Origin of the sequence: Herbiconiux sp. 11R-BC, assembly GCF_049472555.1 — a bacterium.
GTDB lineage: Bacteria > Actinomycetota > Actinomycetes > Actinomycetales > Microbacteriaceae > Herbiconiux.
In genome coordinates this window covers 39,111-53,977 of record NZ_JBCEBO010000009.1, presented here as the reverse complement: position 1 = coordinate 53,977, position 14,867 = coordinate 39,111, and the positions used below count along the sequence as shown (strand labels likewise).

The 14,867-nt window shown below is 72.4% G+C and carries 9 protein-coding genes; 3 read left to right on the top strand and 6 right to left on the bottom strand.

What is annotated here, in order from left to right; all coding sequences use genetic code 11:
- Positions 1 to 18 precede the first annotated feature (18 nt).
- From VD659_RS17810 to VD659_RS17800, 3 genes are all read right to left on the bottom strand, one after another.
- Entirely contained in the window at positions 19 to 261 is a 243-nt protein-coding gene (locus VD659_RS17810; RefSeq protein ID WP_423262385.1) for a hypothetical protein, read from the bottom strand.
- 11 nt (positions 262 to 272) lie between these two features.
- The gene (locus tag VD659_RS17805) at positions 273 to 4,046 is read right to left on the bottom strand and encodes a DUF4011 domain-containing protein (RefSeq protein ID WP_423262384.1); all 3,774 of its coding nucleotides are present in this window, start codon (positions 4,044 to 4,046) and stop codon (positions 273 to 275) included.
- Positions 4,047 to 4,179: 133 nt separating this feature from the next.
- On the bottom strand, positions 4,180 to 4,665 hold the full coding sequence (locus VD659_RS17800; protein ID WP_423262383.1) for a YbaK/EbsC family protein: 486 nt from the start codon (positions 4,663 to 4,665) through the stop codon (positions 4,180 to 4,182).
- A gap of 68 nt (positions 4,666 to 4,733) precedes the next feature.
- Between VD659_RS17800 and VD659_RS17795 the strand changes: the two genes are divergently transcribed.
- Positions 4,734 to 5,828 carry an LLM class flavin-dependent oxidoreductase gene (locus tag VD659_RS17795; protein ID WP_423262382.1) on the top strand — a complete coding sequence of 365 codons (1,095 nt, stop codon included), beginning with the start codon at positions 4,734 to 4,736 and terminating at the stop codon, positions 5,826 to 5,828.
- 107 nt (positions 5,829 to 5,935) lie between these two features.
- Here VD659_RS17795 and VD659_RS17790 read toward each other — a convergent pair whose 3' ends face one another.
- Positions 5,936 to 7,714: a cell wall-binding repeat-containing protein gene (locus tag VD659_RS17790; protein ID WP_423262523.1), complete on the bottom strand. Its 1,779-nt coding sequence runs from the start codon at positions 7,712 to 7,714 to the stop codon at positions 5,936 to 5,938.
- A 156-nt stretch (positions 7,715 to 7,870) separates the two neighbouring features.
- On the opposite strand from VD659_RS17790, the gene VD659_RS17785 reads away from it, so the two are divergent.
- The gene (locus tag VD659_RS17785; protein ID WP_423262381.1) at positions 7,871 to 8,551 is read left to right on the top strand and encodes a 4'-phosphopantetheinyl transferase family protein; all 681 of its coding nucleotides are present in this window, start codon (positions 7,871 to 7,873) and stop codon (positions 8,549 to 8,551) included.
- Between the two features lie 73 nt (positions 8,552 to 8,624).
- Here the strand turns inward: VD659_RS17785 and VD659_RS17780 are convergent, their stop codons facing one another.
- A complete protein-coding gene (locus VD659_RS17780) occupies positions 8,625 to 9,953 on the bottom strand; it encodes a M1 family metallopeptidase (protein WP_423262380.1) in 1,329 nt (442 codons plus the stop codon).
- Positions 9,954 to 10,011: 58 nt separating this feature from the next.
- Entirely contained in the window at positions 10,012 to 13,995 is a 3,984-nt protein-coding gene (locus VD659_RS17775; protein ID WP_423262379.1) for a Pls/PosA family non-ribosomal peptide synthetase, read from the bottom strand.
- A gap of 131 nt (positions 13,996 to 14,126) precedes the next feature.
- On the opposite strand from VD659_RS17775, the gene VD659_RS17770 reads away from it, so the two are divergent.
- Positions 14,127 to 14,714, top strand: coding sequence for a TetR/AcrR family transcriptional regulator (locus VD659_RS17770; protein WP_423262378.1), 588 nt, complete (start codon positions 14,127 to 14,129; stop codon positions 14,712 to 14,714).
- The last annotated feature ends 153 nt before the right edge of the window (positions 14,715 to 14,867 follow it).

The following is a 14,867-nucleotide window of genomic DNA, read 5'->3' as shown; positions in this document are numbered from 1 at the left end:
TTGGCGACTCGCGAGGAGTTACCAGTGGGGCGGGACGTCTTGCTTGAGGCGGTCGTCGTTGGGGCCGGATGTTCCGGGCCGGGGCGGGCGCGAGCCCCAGGCCTCGTCGGTGTCCTCCGCGGCGCGCACGGGAGTGCCGTCGGGGAGCGCCTGCGGGGTGGGGTCGCTGCCCGGCACGGGCGCCGTGGAGGCGCGGCGCGGGCCGGTCTTCTTCACGCGCGGCGCATCCGGCACGCCGGGGGCGGCGTGTCTTCCCGTCATCGGCGGGCAGCCTAGATGTGCACCGAGATGGGCGCGGTCTCCACGAGGGAGAGCTCGCGCACCCCGATGACGGAGGCGATGCGGGCGGCGACGGCCTCCGGGTTCGTGAAGAGCTCGAAGGAGTGCACCCGCAGGTAGTGCCAGCCCAGGCGCCGCAGCATGTCGGGTCGGAGCCGGAGCGACTCGCGGAGCGAGGTGGAGTGCACCACAGCATCCGTCTCGATCGCGATGGCGCGGCCGTCGTGCGAGGCCACCAGGGTGAGCTTGCCGCGGTGCTCGAAGGCCACCTCGAGGCCGCGCGAGCCGAGCCGGCGCGCGAGGTCGATGAGCAGGGCGTCGCCGGGGCTCGAGAAGGTGTCGGGCGTGGGCCCGGTCTCGGCCTGCTGGAGGATCTGCCGCAGCGCCACGACGCCGAAGTTCATGCGGTCCTCGTCGATGTCGGAGGGCATGAAGCAGGAGACGATGTCCATGCTCCGGCGGGCCCTCGTCATACCGACCGCGAGCAGCCGCTCGCCGCCAGGACGAGCGAGCCCGCCGAAGTTGGTGAGCACCCGCCCGTGCGCGGTCTTGCCGTAGCCGACCGAGAAGATCACGCGGTCGCGGCTCTGCGCCACCGACTGCTCGAGAGTGGCCACCATGAAGGGCTCGGCGCGCTCCTTGAGGATGAAGTCGGCGAGGTCGCTGCGCTTCGCGAACGCCGCGAGAACGGCCTGCTGCACCCGCACGGCGTGCTTGGGCGAGGCCGTGATGACCATGAGCGACTCGCGCGGGTAGTTGATGGCGTGGTCGAGCACGAGAGCCACCACCTCGTCGACCTCGGCGTCGACCGATTCGACGGCACCGGTCTCGGAATCGGGCATCCCGCCGCGGCCCTCGACGTAGTGCAGGGCGAGCGAGCCGTGGCCGAGGAACGTTCCGGCCCAGGGCAGCGAGTCGATCTTGCCGCCGTAGAAGCGGTGGTTCACGAGCTCGGCGAGGTCCTCGCCGCCGGCGCGGTAGCTCCGGGTGAGCGAGAGCGTGGGCACGAGGTCGGCGAGGCGGGCCAGCGCGGACTCGGCGTGGAGCTCCTCGACGAGCGAGGCATCCGCCGCGGAGCGCACGCGCTGCTCCTCGATCGGCCGCACCGCGATCTCGAAGTGCGAGGGGGTCTGGGTGACCGGGTCGCCGAACGCCACCACCTGGCGGCCGCGGCGGATGGCTCCCGCGTTCTCGGACAGCGTCGTCGCGCCGGCGTCGACCAGGATGACGGTGTCGAAGGTGATCGCATCCGTGATCTGCGGCACCTCGTAGGGCGAGGCCAGCCAGACCGGCGCGAGCGCCTTGCCGAGGTGCGGGGCCGCCGCGTGCAGCGAGAACGAGGTCACGCCGTCGCTGCGGAGCAGCTCCTTGAGCGCGGTGGCCTCCATCGGGTGGTCGACGAGGCCGACGTTCCAGGTCTCGGCGAGCTGCCAGGCGAGCAGCTGCCCGTTCATCGAGGCGTGGGCCTCGTCGACGAGCCGGAAGTCGCCCTCGAGGCGGTCGAGCACCCCCGTGTTGGCGCCGAGCAGAGCGCGGTCGTTCGCGAGCATCAGCTCGAGCACCGACTGCCACCAGGCGAGCTCGAGCTCGTCGGCCACACCCGACTCGGGGATGTGCCGGTTGGACAGGTCGACGAGCAGCGGGTCGAGCGAGTGCTCGCGCAGCGAATCGAGCAGCGCGGTGCGCTCCTGCAGGTTGGCGAGCACCTCGGAGTCGGCGGCGAGGCCCTCGATCAGGCCGATCAGCTGGTCGATCGGCAGCGAGGAGAGCTGGCGGGCGGTGCCCACCGAGCCGAGCGGCAGATCGAGCTGCGCGAGGTCTTCGGTGACGCGCTGGAAGGCCACCTGCACGTCGTTGATGCCCACGGGGATCTCCGGCGGGATGCCCGCGGCGGCGTAGCGGTACCAGAGCGTGCGCTGCTGCTGGATGCGCCGCAGGGCTTCGTTGATGTCGCCGATGTGCACGCCGGGCCGCACGTACTCCTTGGCCAGGGCCTTGAGGCGCCGGCGGGAGGTCGACGACATCTGCGGCGCGTCGCGGCGAGGCGAGGTGGCGGCGATGAGATCGGTGAGCGAGCGGTCGAAGACCACCGGCAGGAACTTGTCGAGCGTCTCGCGCAGATCGGCGAGCAGGCGCAGGTAGGTACCGAGCTCGGTGAGGCTCGTGAACGGGCGCATGCGGGTCTGGCCGATGAGCTCGTAGGCGCCGGTGAGCAGCCTCGGCAGGTCGCCCGAGTTGAGGCGCTTCGCGAGCTGGTGGGCGCGGTGGGCGTCGTCGCTCGAGGAGAACTGGGCGCCGTACCACGGCGAGTCGTCGGGCCCGTAGCGGAACTGGCCGAGCTCGGCGGCACGGCTGAGCGCCTTGGCCGCCTTCGCGCGGCCGGAGGCGAGCGACTCGAGGGCCGGGCGGTCGAGCCGGGCGGTGGTGGCCGGCGGGTGCGGGAGCAGCGCCAGCCGCGCGAGCTCGCGCAGTGCATCCAGCACCGACACCTTGAGCAGCGGGTCGACCCGGGACATCGAGGCACGGTAGTCGAGCAGCACGCTGCGCAGCCGCACGAGCGCCTCGTCGACGTCAGCCACGCGCGGCTGAGCAGCCTTCTCGTTGCGGCCGATCGAGTGGATGAGGTCGCGGCGCAACGTGCGCGGCGACACGGCCACGCCGGGGAGCCCCACATCCGAGAGCCGGCGGTTGATGCCCGAGAGGCTGAGCCGGCGCGGGCTCACCACGAGCACGCGCTTGTTCTGGGCCACGAGGGCGCCGATGGCGTTCACGATGGTCTGCGTGCCGCCGGTGCCGGGGAGCGTCTTCACGACGAGCGAGTTGCCGCCCGAGATCTGGGCGATCACGTTCTCCTGCTCGCTGTCGGCGTCGAGCAGCAGGGTGTCGGTGGCCGGAGCGCGGTGGTCCTGCGGTGAGGGCTCGACCGGGTGGTAGCCGTCCTGCACCGCGCGGCGCGAGGTGAGGTTGCCGGCCAGCGCGTCGAGAACCGGATGCATGATGCCGGCGCTGTCGGCCAGCATCCCGCTCGCCACGTCGGCGAAGGAGGAGACGACCAGGCGCGGCTGCACCTGGAACCAGGCCAGGTGCGAGGTCAGGCTGCGCAGGCGGTCGATGACGGGCTGCGGCTTGAACACGCCGTTCGAGGCGGCGAGCGCCACCAGGCTCTCGGTGTCGACGGCGATCTCGAACTGCTCCTGCAGCACGCGCACGAGCTCGGGGTTGACGAACGGGGTGCCGCGGAGCTTGAGCTCGAAGTCCCGGCCGTAGCGGCGCACCGAGATGGGGCGGAGCAGCACCGGGGCACGGAAGTTCTGCTCGGCGCCGTCGACCTCGCGGCGCCACTCGGCCAGGCCGATGGCCAGGTGCACGGAGTCGATGCCGCGCACGGAGCGCAGCTCGACGCCCTTGTCGGTGATCGCGCCGGCGGCGATGCGTGCCTGGCGCAGGGCGAGCTCGTCGCGGATGAGGCTCGAGAGCAGGGTGGAGTTGCCCGTGATGAACTGGGCGAGGCCGCCCGGATGCGTGGTGCTGAGCTCGATGCGCGAGCGCGGCGAATCGTCGAAGCGCAGCAGCGGGGACTCTCCGCCGAGGGCGGCTATCTCCTGCCGCCAGCGTTCGCGCGTGGGTTCGACCAGGCTCTCCGTCGAGAAGACCTGGCCTATCGGACTGTTGGACGAGGACTGGCCAGAGCGACCCCACGCCGACTCGACGGAGTCGGCGGCAGACGATGTTTCGTCTGAGTCTCGTTTCTTATCGGCACGCCACACATCGCCACAGTACGTGCGCGGGCCGGATTTCCGCGGAAGCGGGGGCGGGTTTCGCGAATTCGTGGGGTTTTCCGAGGCACCTTGTGCTGGAAACCGCAGTGTGCGGCGGAATCGCCGCCGGCGGCGGGGGTCGTCAGGCGCCGGGGGTGACCGGCATGGCCGTGCCGCCCGTGATCGCCACGAGCTCGCCGAACGTCGTGGGGTACACGGTGTGCGCATGACCGGCGGCGGCCCAGAGCTGCGGATACGCGGCGAGCGCCACGTCGACCACCGTGCGCAGCGGCGCCGGGTGACCCACCGGCGCGACCCCGCCGATGACCTGGCCCGTGGCCTCCTTCACCTGGGCCGCGCTCGCGCGGGTGATGGCGCCGCCGAGCTGGGTGCCGAGCCACGCGGTGTCGACCCGGTGCGCGCCGCTCGTGAGCACGAGGAGCGGTTCGCCGTCGAGCAGGAAGACGAGGGAGTTCGCGATCGCGCCGACGTCGACCCCGAGGGCCGCGGCGGCCAGGGCGGCCGTGCTCGCGGCGTCGTCGAGCCACACGATCTCGCCGCCGGCGCCGTGCGCGGCCAGCTCGGCGCGCACCCGCGCGACGGCCGGATGCTCGGAGTGGGATGCCATGCCGCGATCGTAGCGCCACACCCCGCACCAGGAATAAACGGAGGCGCCCGGCCGCTGAGGAAGAGGTCATGACTCAGCTTTCGGTTCTCGATCTCATTCCTGTTCGCAGCGGCCAGAACTCGGGGCAGGCGGTGGCCGCGAGCCTCTCGCTCGTGCGCACCGCCGAACGGCTCGGCTTCACCCGGTTCTGGGTGGCCGAGCATCACAACATGCCCGCCGTCGCCTCCACCTCGCCGTCGACGCTGATCGCGCACTTCGCGGCGCAGACCGAGCGCATCCGGCTGGGCTCCGGCGGCGTGATGCTGCCGAACCACGCCCCGCTCGCCGTGGCGGAGCAGTTCGCACTGCTCGAGGCCATGCATCCGGGCCGCATCGACCTCGGGCTCGGCCGCGCGCCCGGCTCCGACCCCGTCACCGCCTACATGTTGCGGGGGCAGCGCACGACGCAGGATGCGGACCCCGCCGAGACCTTCCCGACCGATGTCGAGACGGTGGCCGCGCTGCTCGGCTCCGATCGTTCTCCGGCCACGGAGCCGTTCGGAGACGACCAGCCGGGCGTGGGCCTGAACATCCGCGGGCGGTCCTACGAGCTCAAGGCGACGCCACGGGTGGCGACCGCGCCCGAGATGTGGCTGCTGGGGTCGAGCAACTTCAGTGCGACTCTCGCGGCCTCGCTCGGCATGGCGTTCGTGTTCGCGAACCACTTCGGCGCCTCCGGCATCGAGCAGGCGCTCGAGATCTACCGCTCGAGCTTCCGGCCCTCGGAGACGCTGGCCGCGCCGAGAACGTTCCTCACCACGAACATCTCGGTGGCCGACACGGCCGAGGAGGCACAGCTCGTGGCGCTGCCGCAGCTCATCACGATGGCGCGGCTGCGCACGGGCGGCGCGCTCGTGCCGCAGCTCACGGTCGACGAAGCGCGCGAGACCGTGCTCACCGTGCCTGAGCAGGATTCGGTGCTCGAGCAGTCGCGCCGCTGGCTCATCGGCACGGCCGAGGAGGTGGAGGGGCGCATCCGCTCCTACGCGTCGCAGTACGGCGTCGACGAGGTGATGGTGTCGCCCGCGGGGGCCGCCTACGCGTCCGACCCGCTCGACTCCACTCCCTCGCGCGAGCGCGCCCTCGAGCTGCTGGCCGCGCGCTTCCCCGAGCTCGGGGCCTAGGCCCTCTCCCCCACCCCACGTCATCGACCGGTCGCAAAAGGCCCCCATTCTCAGTGAGTGGGGGCCTTTTGCGACCGGTCGAGGGGCGCGGGGTTAGGCGGGGGGGGTCAGCCGCAGGAGGTCAGGCTCTGCACGCCGGCGCCCAGGGAGTTGGGGCCGCCGAGGAGGGTGACCTTCGTGTTGTCGAAGCCCTGGAAGCTCGCGCGCACCGTCGAGGGCACGCAGTTCTGCGGCACCACGATGAGCGGGGCACCGAGCTTGCCGGCGAGCGCGGAACCGGCCAGGGCATCCGGGAAGTTGAGGCCGGTCGCGAGGAACACGCGGTCGGTCTTCTGCTGGTAGGCCGACTGGTTGATGGTCAGTGAGGCCGCGAAGCGGTCGGCACCGGAGAGGCGGAACACCGAGGTGACGCCGGAGACCCCGCTGAGCGACGACTCGATGCCGGACGACACCGAGTTCGGGCCGCCGGCGATGGCCACAGTAGTGATGTTCAGCGACGACAGCAGCGAGCTCGTGTCGGAGTCGACCGCGCCGAGCTGGCCGTTCACGAGCACCACCGGCTCGCCGTGTGCGCCGCCGGCGCCGCTGGCGCTGAGGGCGTCGGGGAAGTTCAGGCCGGTGGCCAGGTAGGCCTTGGATGCGCCGCTGCCGAACGCGTACCGGGCGACGTTGCGAGAGACCTCGAAGCGATCGGCACCGCTGATGCGGGTGACGTTGGCGCTTCCGCCGGCGACGATCTGGCCGAGCCTCGACTCGACGGCCACCGACACCGAGTTCGGGCCGCCGACGATCACGATCTTGCCCGGATGCAGCGCCTGGATCTCTGCGTCGACCGAGGCGGGGAGGCTGTCGGCGGTGGTGAGCAGCAGGGGCGCGCCGTCCTTCACCGCGGCCGGGCCGGCCGAGAGCGCATCGGCGTAGCCCGCGCCCGCCGCCACGTAGACGGCCGCCGCACCGTTCGGGTAGGCCTGCTTGGCGATGTTCACCGACACCTCGAAGCGGTCGGCGCCCTGGATGCGGTCGACGTCGATGTGCGGGTAGCCGAACCAGTCGGTGTAGACGAACCAGAAGTTGAGGTTGCCGAGGCTCGAGCAGGCGTTGCCGTCACTACCCGGCTGCAGCGCCGCCGCGTTGGGCTGGTAGGGCGTGTAGGAGTAGAGCGCGGCTGTGGCCACGGTGCGGATGAACACCGGGTCCGACCCGCATCCGCTGTTCGGAGAGTAGGCGATGTTGGTCGACTGGCCGACCGGGAAGGCCGCCGGCGGGTTCAGCTTGGAGTGCTTCAGCTGACGGGCCGCGTTGTAGACCTGCTTGAAGAAGCCCGCGTAGGCCGGGTCGCAGCTGGATGTGTCGGGGCACTCGTAGAACGTCGCGTAGTCGTACTGCGCGTCGGTGGGATTGCGGGTGTCGATGACCGACGACTCTTTCTGGATGAGTGCGAGCAAGGCCTTCTGGCTGACGCCGCAGGCGGCGCCGGAGCCCGCCACGATGTCGGCGACCGACTGCAGACCGCCCCCGGCGTACGCCGTGCACTCGGCGTTCGCCGACTGGCTGGTGGTGGCGAAGAACTTCGTGTTGGCGCAGTTTCCGTCGCAGGTCTGAGCCCGCTCGTTCAGGAACGACTGCACGTCGCCGGACGACATCGCGGAACCGTTGTACATGTTGGCGTCGGAGATGATGTCACCGGCACGGAAGCTCGCGACGCTTCCGGCGACGAGGTCGGGATGCAGCGACGGCCAACTCGACGTCTCGCGAGAAGCCGGGGCAGGTGACGGCGCGGGCGCCTCGGCCGCCGCGGCGGCGCCGACGCCGGTCATCAGGAGGGCGGCGGTGAGCACCGTTCCCAGGGTGGTGAGCAGGTGCCGGGTGCGCTTCTTCGATGCCATCACGGAGGCGATGCTAACCGTGCTCAACACCTGTCGTCCAGAGTGCGGCGACGATTCGGGGCGCATTCCCACCGGGCTGTCCCCCACCGTGTCCCCCGACATCAGAGGTACGCTCGGGTCGCCGGCGACATGGTCCGGCCGGGAGCGGAGGACGAGGTGAGCGACGCATCCGGAGCACCGCTCCTGCGACTCGCGTTCCTGCGCGACACGGGTGATCGCGCGGCCGACCACGCCGCGCTCTCCCGGTTGGCCGGCGCGCCGGCCCCCGCCCACGACGCCGCAGAAGCCCGGCGCATCGGCCACCTCTGCCTCCACTGCGGCAGCACCGGCCACGGGCGGCCCCTCCTGCTCGACGCCGACGGGATGCCCGTGCCCGGCGTGCACCTCAGCCTCAGCCGCGCCGGCGGGGTCGTGGCGCTCGCTGCGGCGGCGCATCCGGTGGGCATCGACATCGAGTCGGTGAGCACGGCCGCCGCAGCCCGCTTCGACGACGTCGCCTTCACGGCCGCCGAACGGGCCGCGTTCGGCGACGACCCCGACCACCGGATGCGCACGCGCGCCTGGGCGGCGAAGGAGGCCGTGCTGAAGGCGGCCGGCCTCGGCCTCCGCGCGGATCCGCACGCCCTCACCGTCGTGTTCGAGGCGATCGCCGGCCCACTCCCGTATTCGGCCGCCGCCCACCTCGAGCACGAGGCCGTGCCGCGGCTGGCAGGCAGCACTCTCGACGCAGCCCCTGCGGCCGACTTCGCTCTCGGCGAGCCCGAACTCCCGAGCTGGCTCCCCCGAGATCTCGTCGTGGTGGTGGCCACCACCCGGGCGACGCGTCTACTGCCGTAGCAGCACGTCCACGGCGGCCCCGACCGCCGAGCGTCTGCGCCGCAGAGCCGCAGGGCCTCTGCGGCCCAGCACCTCAGAGCTTCGGCAGCGACTTCGCGTACACCCAGCGGTCGATGACCGACCCCACCTCGTCGTCGCCTGAGCTCGACTGCATGATCTCGACGAAGTCCTCGGTGGAGACGAGCCCGAAACGGCACTCCGCGACGTAGGCGCGCAGCCCCGCGAAGAAGGCCTCGTCTCCGAGACGGCGGCGCACCGCGTGCAGCGCGAGCGCACCGCGCTTGTAGACGCGGTCGTCGAACATGCGCGCCGGCCCCGGATCGCCGATCACGAGGTCTTTGGGCTCGAGCGCGACCCGCGCGCGGTGTGCCACGGCGTTCTCGTCGGCCGTCTTCCCCCCGGAGGCCTCCGACCACAGCCACTCGGCGTAGCAGGCGAAACCCTCGTGCAGCCAGATGTCGCGCCACCGCGCGAGCGTGAGGCTGTTGCCGAACCACTGATGGGCCAGCTCGTGCGCGATCAGCCGGTCGCTGCCGTGCACGCCGTCGACATGGTTGCGGCCGAAGATCGCGAGCCCCTGCGCCTCGAGCGGGATCTCGAGCTCGTCGTGGGTCACCACCACCGTGTAACTGTCGAAGGGGTAGGCGCCGAAGAGCGACTCGAACAGCGCCAGCATCTCGGGCACCCGCCCGAAGTCGATCGAGATCTCGCGGTCGAGCGACTGCGGGAAATGGATGCTCTGCGGCACCGGATCCTGCGCGATCTCGCGCGAGCGGTAGCGGCCGATCTGCACTGTGGCGAGGTAGCTCGCCATCGGCTGCAGCATCTCGTAGGTCCAGGCGGTGCGGCCCGAGCGGCTGGAGCGCGCCACCAGGGAGCCGTTCGACACCACGGTGTAGCCGGCCTCGCAGGCGATCGTGATGCGGTAGGTGGCCTTGTCGCTCGGGTGATCGTTGCAGGGGAACCACGAGGCCGCGCCGCACGGCTGGCCGGCCACGATCACGCCGTCGGCGAGCTCCTCCCAGCCCACCTCGCCCCAGGAGCTGCGGATGGGGTGCGGCGCCCCCCGGTAGCGCACGGTGACCGAGAACTCCTGCCCCTCGGCGAGCGCGTGCTCGGGCGTGATCACGAGTTTGCGCGGGGTCTCGGCGAGCTTCTTCGGGCGCTCGCCGTCGACCGTCACCTTCACCACGCTGAGACCCGCGAAGTCGAGGCTGAACCGCTCGAGCGGCATGGTGGCCCTGGCCCGGATGACGGCGGTGCCGTTCAGCCGGTTCGTCGCCACCCGGTAGTCGAGGTCGAGCTCGTAGTGGAGCACGCCGTAGCCGCCGTTGCCGCTCGTCGGCAGGTAGGGGTCACCCGCAGAGGCGGAACCGAACGCGGAAGCCGGATTGAGTGCCATGGATGCGTTCAATAGTGCCACGACCCGCCGCACCCGGCCCGCGCATCCGCCCGCCCGCTCACGAGGGCACCTTCTGGGCGAGGCTCCAGGGGGCGATGGGGTTGCCGGCCCAGAGCGATCCGCCGGGAACGCGTTCGCCGCGCATCACGAGGGAGGCCGGGCCGACGGTCGCGTTGCGGTCGACGGAGGCGGCGGGGAGGATCACGCTGTGCGGCCCCAGTGTGGCACCTTCGGCGAGCACCACGGCGTCGAGCTGCATGATGCGGTCGTGGAAGAGGTGGGTCTGCACCACGCAGCCCCGGTTCACGGTGGAGCCGTCGCCGAGGGTCACGAGATCGGCCTCCGGCAGCCAGTACGACTCGCACCACACGCCGCGGCCGATCTTCGCGCCGAGGGTGCGCAGCCAGACGGCGAGCGCCGGGGTGCCGGCCGCGTTGGCCGCGAACCAGGGCCGGGCCACGGTCTCCACGAAGGTGTCGGCGAGCTCGTTGCGCCAGACGAAGCTCGACCAGAGCGGATGCTCGGTGGCGTCGATACGCCCCACCAGCGCCCACTTCGCCGCGGTCGACACCAGCGCCGCCACGGCCCCTGCGGCGAGCATCACCACGCCCGAGAGCAGCACGGCCCAGCCCAGGCCCACCTCGATCCAGAGCCAGTCGAGGGTCGCGAGCACGCCGAGCGCGATCCACGCCGTGACGACCACCGGCACGATCCGCAGGATCTCCCAGACCGCGCGCGCCACCTTGAGCGCGGTGGGCGGCCGGAAGGTACGCGCCTCGTCGAAGTCGCTGGCCACGCGCCGCAGGCGGACGGCGGGGTTGCCGAGCCAGGAGGAGCCGCGCTTGGCGTTCTTGGGCGCCGACGACAGCACCGCCACCAGGCCGTTGCGCGGAACGCTGCGCCCGGGGCCCGCCATGCCGCTGTTGCCGAGGAACGCGCGCCGGCCGATCTTGGCCTTGCCGATGTGCAGCCAGCCGCCGCCGAGCTCGTAGGAGGCCACCATGGTGTCGTCGGCGAGGAAGGCGCCCGGCGCGATCGTGGTGACGGCCGGGATGAGCAGCACCGTCGAGGCCTCGACGTTCGCGCCCACCTTGGCCCCGAGCATCCGGAGCCAGGCGGGCGTGGCGAGGCTCGAGTAGATCGGGAAGAGCAGGGTGCGCGCACTGTCGAGGATGCGCTCGGTCGACCAGGCCTGCCAGCCGATGCGGCTGCGCACCGGGTAGTAGCCCTCGCGTAGCCCGACGCCGAGCAGCCGCACCGAACCGAGCACGAGCAGGGCGTAGACGAGCCCGGCCACGATGACGGCGAGCGGCATCGCGAGAGCGGCCCGGCCGGCGGCGAGGCCGAGCGAGTCGGCGTCGCCGATCGCGGCGCCGACGACGAGCGCGCCGATGATGACGGAGACAGCGGGCATCGCGGCCATGCCGAGCGAGCCGAGGGCGTAGGCCACGAGCCAGCGGCGGGCGGGCAGCGGGCGCGCGGCCGGCCAGGGGCGGCGCGCGGAGCCCACGCGGCTCGCGGGCGATCCAGCCCAGCGCTCGCCCGAGGGCACCCGGCCGGAGACGGCGGCACCGGGCTCCACCTCGGAGCCGCGGCCGAGCTTCGCCCCACCGAGCAGGGTGCTGCGCGATCCCACGGTGGCGTCGGCGCCGATGTGCACGCGGCCCACGCGCAGGGTGTCGCCGTCGAGCCAGTAGCCCGCGAGGTCGACCTCGGGTTCGATGGCGGCCCCGTCGCCGACCGTGAGCATCCCGGTCACCGGCGGAAGGGTGTGCAGGTCGACGCCCACGCCGATCTTCGCACCCAGGGCACGGGCGTAGTAGCTGATCCAGGGGGCACCCGCGAGGCTCACCGAGCCCACGAGCTGCGCCACTTGCTCGGCCAGCCACAGCCGCAGGTGCACGCTGCCGCCGCGCGGGTACTCCCCCGGGGTCAGGCCCCGCAGCAGCAGCCGCGACGCGACGACCGAGATCGCCATCTTGCCGGGCGGGGTGACGAACAGCACGAAGCCGAGAGCGATCCACCACCAGGAGAGGGTGGGCACGAAGGTCACGGCGCCGGCGGCGTCGAGCAGGTTGTTCGCCGTGGCGAGGTAGACGAACCAGCGCAGCCCCACGAGCACGTGCAGCGGGATGCCGAGCAGCGTCTGCGCGATGCGGCTCGACGCCGGGGTCACGAGCACCGGGCGGTCGGCGGCACGGGACGGGTCGCTCGCCGCGGGCAGGCGCGCGTCGAGCTCGTCGGCGAGCGAACCGATGCGCGGGTGGTCGTAGATGTCGGCCACGCGGGTGTCGGCGTAGCGCTCGCGGATGGCCGACACCAGCTGCGCGGCCGAGAGCGAGCCTCCGCCGTGGGCGAAGAAGTCGTCGTCGGCGCTCTCGACCGGAACGCCGAGGATGCCCGACCAGCGCTCGGCCAGCCAGGCCGCCGTCGGGGTCAGTTCGGCCAGCACCGAGTCGTCGCCGGATGCGGGCAGCGGCCAGGGCAGAGCCGCCCGGTCGACCTTGCCCGAGGTACGCGTGGGCAGCGCGTCGACCACGGCGAGGAGGGGCACGAGGGCGGCCGGCAGCTCCTCGCGCAGGCGGGTGTTGGCGGCCTCGCGGTCGAACTCCACGCCGTCGCCGAGCGCGAGGTAGCCCACGAGGATCTGGTTGCCCGCGGCCGTGGTCTGCACCACGGCGGCGGCGCCGGCCACACCCGGGAGACCCTGCAGTGCCGCATCCACTTCACCGAGCTCGATGCGGCGGCCACCGAGCTTCACCTGGTCGTCGGCGCGGCCCAGGAACACGAGTCCGGCGCTCTCGAAGCGCACGAGGTCGCCCGAGCGGTAGGCGCGCTCCCAGCCGAGGCTCGGGAAGGGCGCGTACTTCTCGGCGTCCTTGACGGGGTCGAGGTAGCGCGCGAGGCCGACGCCGCCGATGATGAGCTCGCCCACCTCGCCCTCAGCCACCTTCTGGCCGTTCGCGTCGACGACGGCGAGCTTCCAGCCATCCAAGGGCAAGCCGATGCGCACGGGGCCGGTGCCGAGCAGCGAGGCGCAGGCGACGACGGTGGCCTCGGTGGGGCCGTAGGTGTTCCACACCTCGCGGCCGCGGGCGGCGATGCGGGCCACCAGCTCGGGCGGGCAGGCCTCGCCGCCGAAGATCACGAGGCGCACGAGCTCGAGCGACTCCTCGGGCCAGAGCGCCGCGAGCGTCGGCACCGTCGAGACCACGGTGATGCCGTGGGCGATGAGCCAGGGGCCGAGGTCGACGCCCGAGCGCACGAGCGAGCGGGGCGCGGGCACGAGGCAGGCCCCGTTGCGCCAGGCCAGCCACATCTCCTCGCAGGAGGCGTCGAAGGCCACCGAGAGGCCGGCGAGCACGCGGTCGCCCGGGCCGATCGGCGCATGCTGCAGGAACAGGCGCGCCTCGGCGTCGACGAAGGCCGCCGCCGAGCGGTGGGTGACGGCCACGCCCTTCGGCACGCCCGTGGAGCCCGAGGTGAAGATGACCCAGGCGTCGTCGCCCGGATGCGGGGTGCCGATGGCGGGCACGGTGCCGGTGGGGGTGGCGAGCGAGGGCGGCCCGTCGAGGGGCAGCTCGCGGGCGGCGAACTCCTCGGCGGCGGCGCGGGCCTCGTCTCCGCCCTGCCCGCCCTCCGGCAGCGCGAACACGCCGCCCTCGCCGATCACGCCCACCACGCGCGCCTCGCCGAACACCAGCCGCGCCCGCTCCTCGGGGTCGTCGGCGTCGACGGGCACATAGGCGGCGCCCACGGCGAGCACCGCGAGGATCGACACGTAGAGCTCACGGGTTCCGGAGGGGATGCGGATGCCCACCTTGTCTCCGCGGCGCACCCCCACCCGGGTGAGGGCCGCGGCCTGGGCGTTGACGAGCCGCACGAGGCGGCGGTAGCTCACCGCGCCGTCGCCGGAGTCGAGGGCGAGCGCATCCGGATTCTCGGCTGCGGTACGCATGATGACGTCGATGAGCGTGCGCTCGGGCGGAGTGCGGTCGCCCGCGTCCAGAACCCTCTGCGGATCGGCGTCGTCTTCGGTCACAGGCACCTCTCCCCGCTCTGCCTCCGGCTCTCCCACCGTACGCGCCCCCGAAGGCTAGTGATGGCAGATGGCCGGGAGGTGAACGGACGGTGACCCGAGGAGCAGAACGACTGTTCCGCTATGATCGGGAGATGTCCGACGACGCCGCCGCCCCCCGCAAGACCTCCGAGGCGCGCGACCGGCTGGTGCGGGTGGCCTCGGGGCTGTTCTACCGCGAAGGCATCAACAGCGTGGGCATGGACCGGGTGCTGGCCGAGGCGAGCGTCACGCGCGCCACGATGTACCGGCACTTCAGCGGCAAGGAGGCCCTCGTGGCCGCCTACCTCGACCGGGAGGACGAACTCCTCCGCCAGCAGTTCGCGGCCGCCGCCGCGACCGTGCCGAGCCCCACGCCCGCTCAGCTCGTGCACCTCGTGATCGAGGGCATCGCCGACGACATCGAGCGCCACCACACGCGCGGCTGCCCCTTCATCAACGCGGCGGCCGAGTTCCCGGATGCGTCGAGCCCGGTGCGCCTGATCGTCGCCCGCCATCGCGCCTGGTTCCGCGCCGCGCTGCACGACGTCCTCGACGCCGCCGGCCACCCGCATCCCACGGCCACGGCCGCCTCGCTGGTGCTCCTGCGCGACGCCGCCCTGGTCGGCGGCTACCTCGACGGCGTGGAGGTGGCCCGCCCTGCGGTGCTGGCTGCCGCTCAGGCCGTGCTGCGCGCGGCCTGAGCGGGCGGCGCCGGTCCCCGCCCGGCGCCGCGCGGCATGTTCCCGTGCGGTCGCTGGCGCGTCCGCGCGCTCACCGTGGGTCGTCGAGCGCGGCCTGCAGCCTTCACTGCCGTGCAGATGTTCTGCGTACGGAATGAGATTCGGGGGTCATCT

Excerpts from the sequence above, each read along its gene's own strand:
- VD659_RS17810 (WP_423262385.1), bottom strand. The coding sequence starts at position 261 with ATGACGGGAAGACACGCCGCCCCCGGCGTGCCGGATGCGCCGCGCGTG.
- VD659_RS17800 (WP_423262383.1), bottom strand. The coding sequence starts at position 4,665 with ATGGCATCCCACTCCGAGCATCCGGCCGTCGCGCGGGTGCGCGCCGAG.
- VD659_RS17795 (WP_423262382.1), top strand. The coding sequence starts at position 4,734 with ATGACTCAGCTTTCGGTTCTCGATCTCATTCCTGTTCGCAGCGGCCAG.
- VD659_RS17790 (WP_423262523.1), bottom strand. The coding sequence starts at position 7,714 with ATGGCATCGAAGAAGCGCACCCGGCACCTGCTCACCACCCTGGGAACG.
- VD659_RS17780 (WP_423262380.1), bottom strand. The coding sequence starts at position 9,953 with ATGGCACTCAATCCGGCTTCCGCGTTCGGTTCCGCCTCTGCGGGTGAC.
- VD659_RS17770 (WP_423262378.1), top strand. The coding sequence starts at position 14,127 with ATGTCCGACGACGCCGCCGCCCCCCGCAAGACCTCCGAGGCGCGCGAC.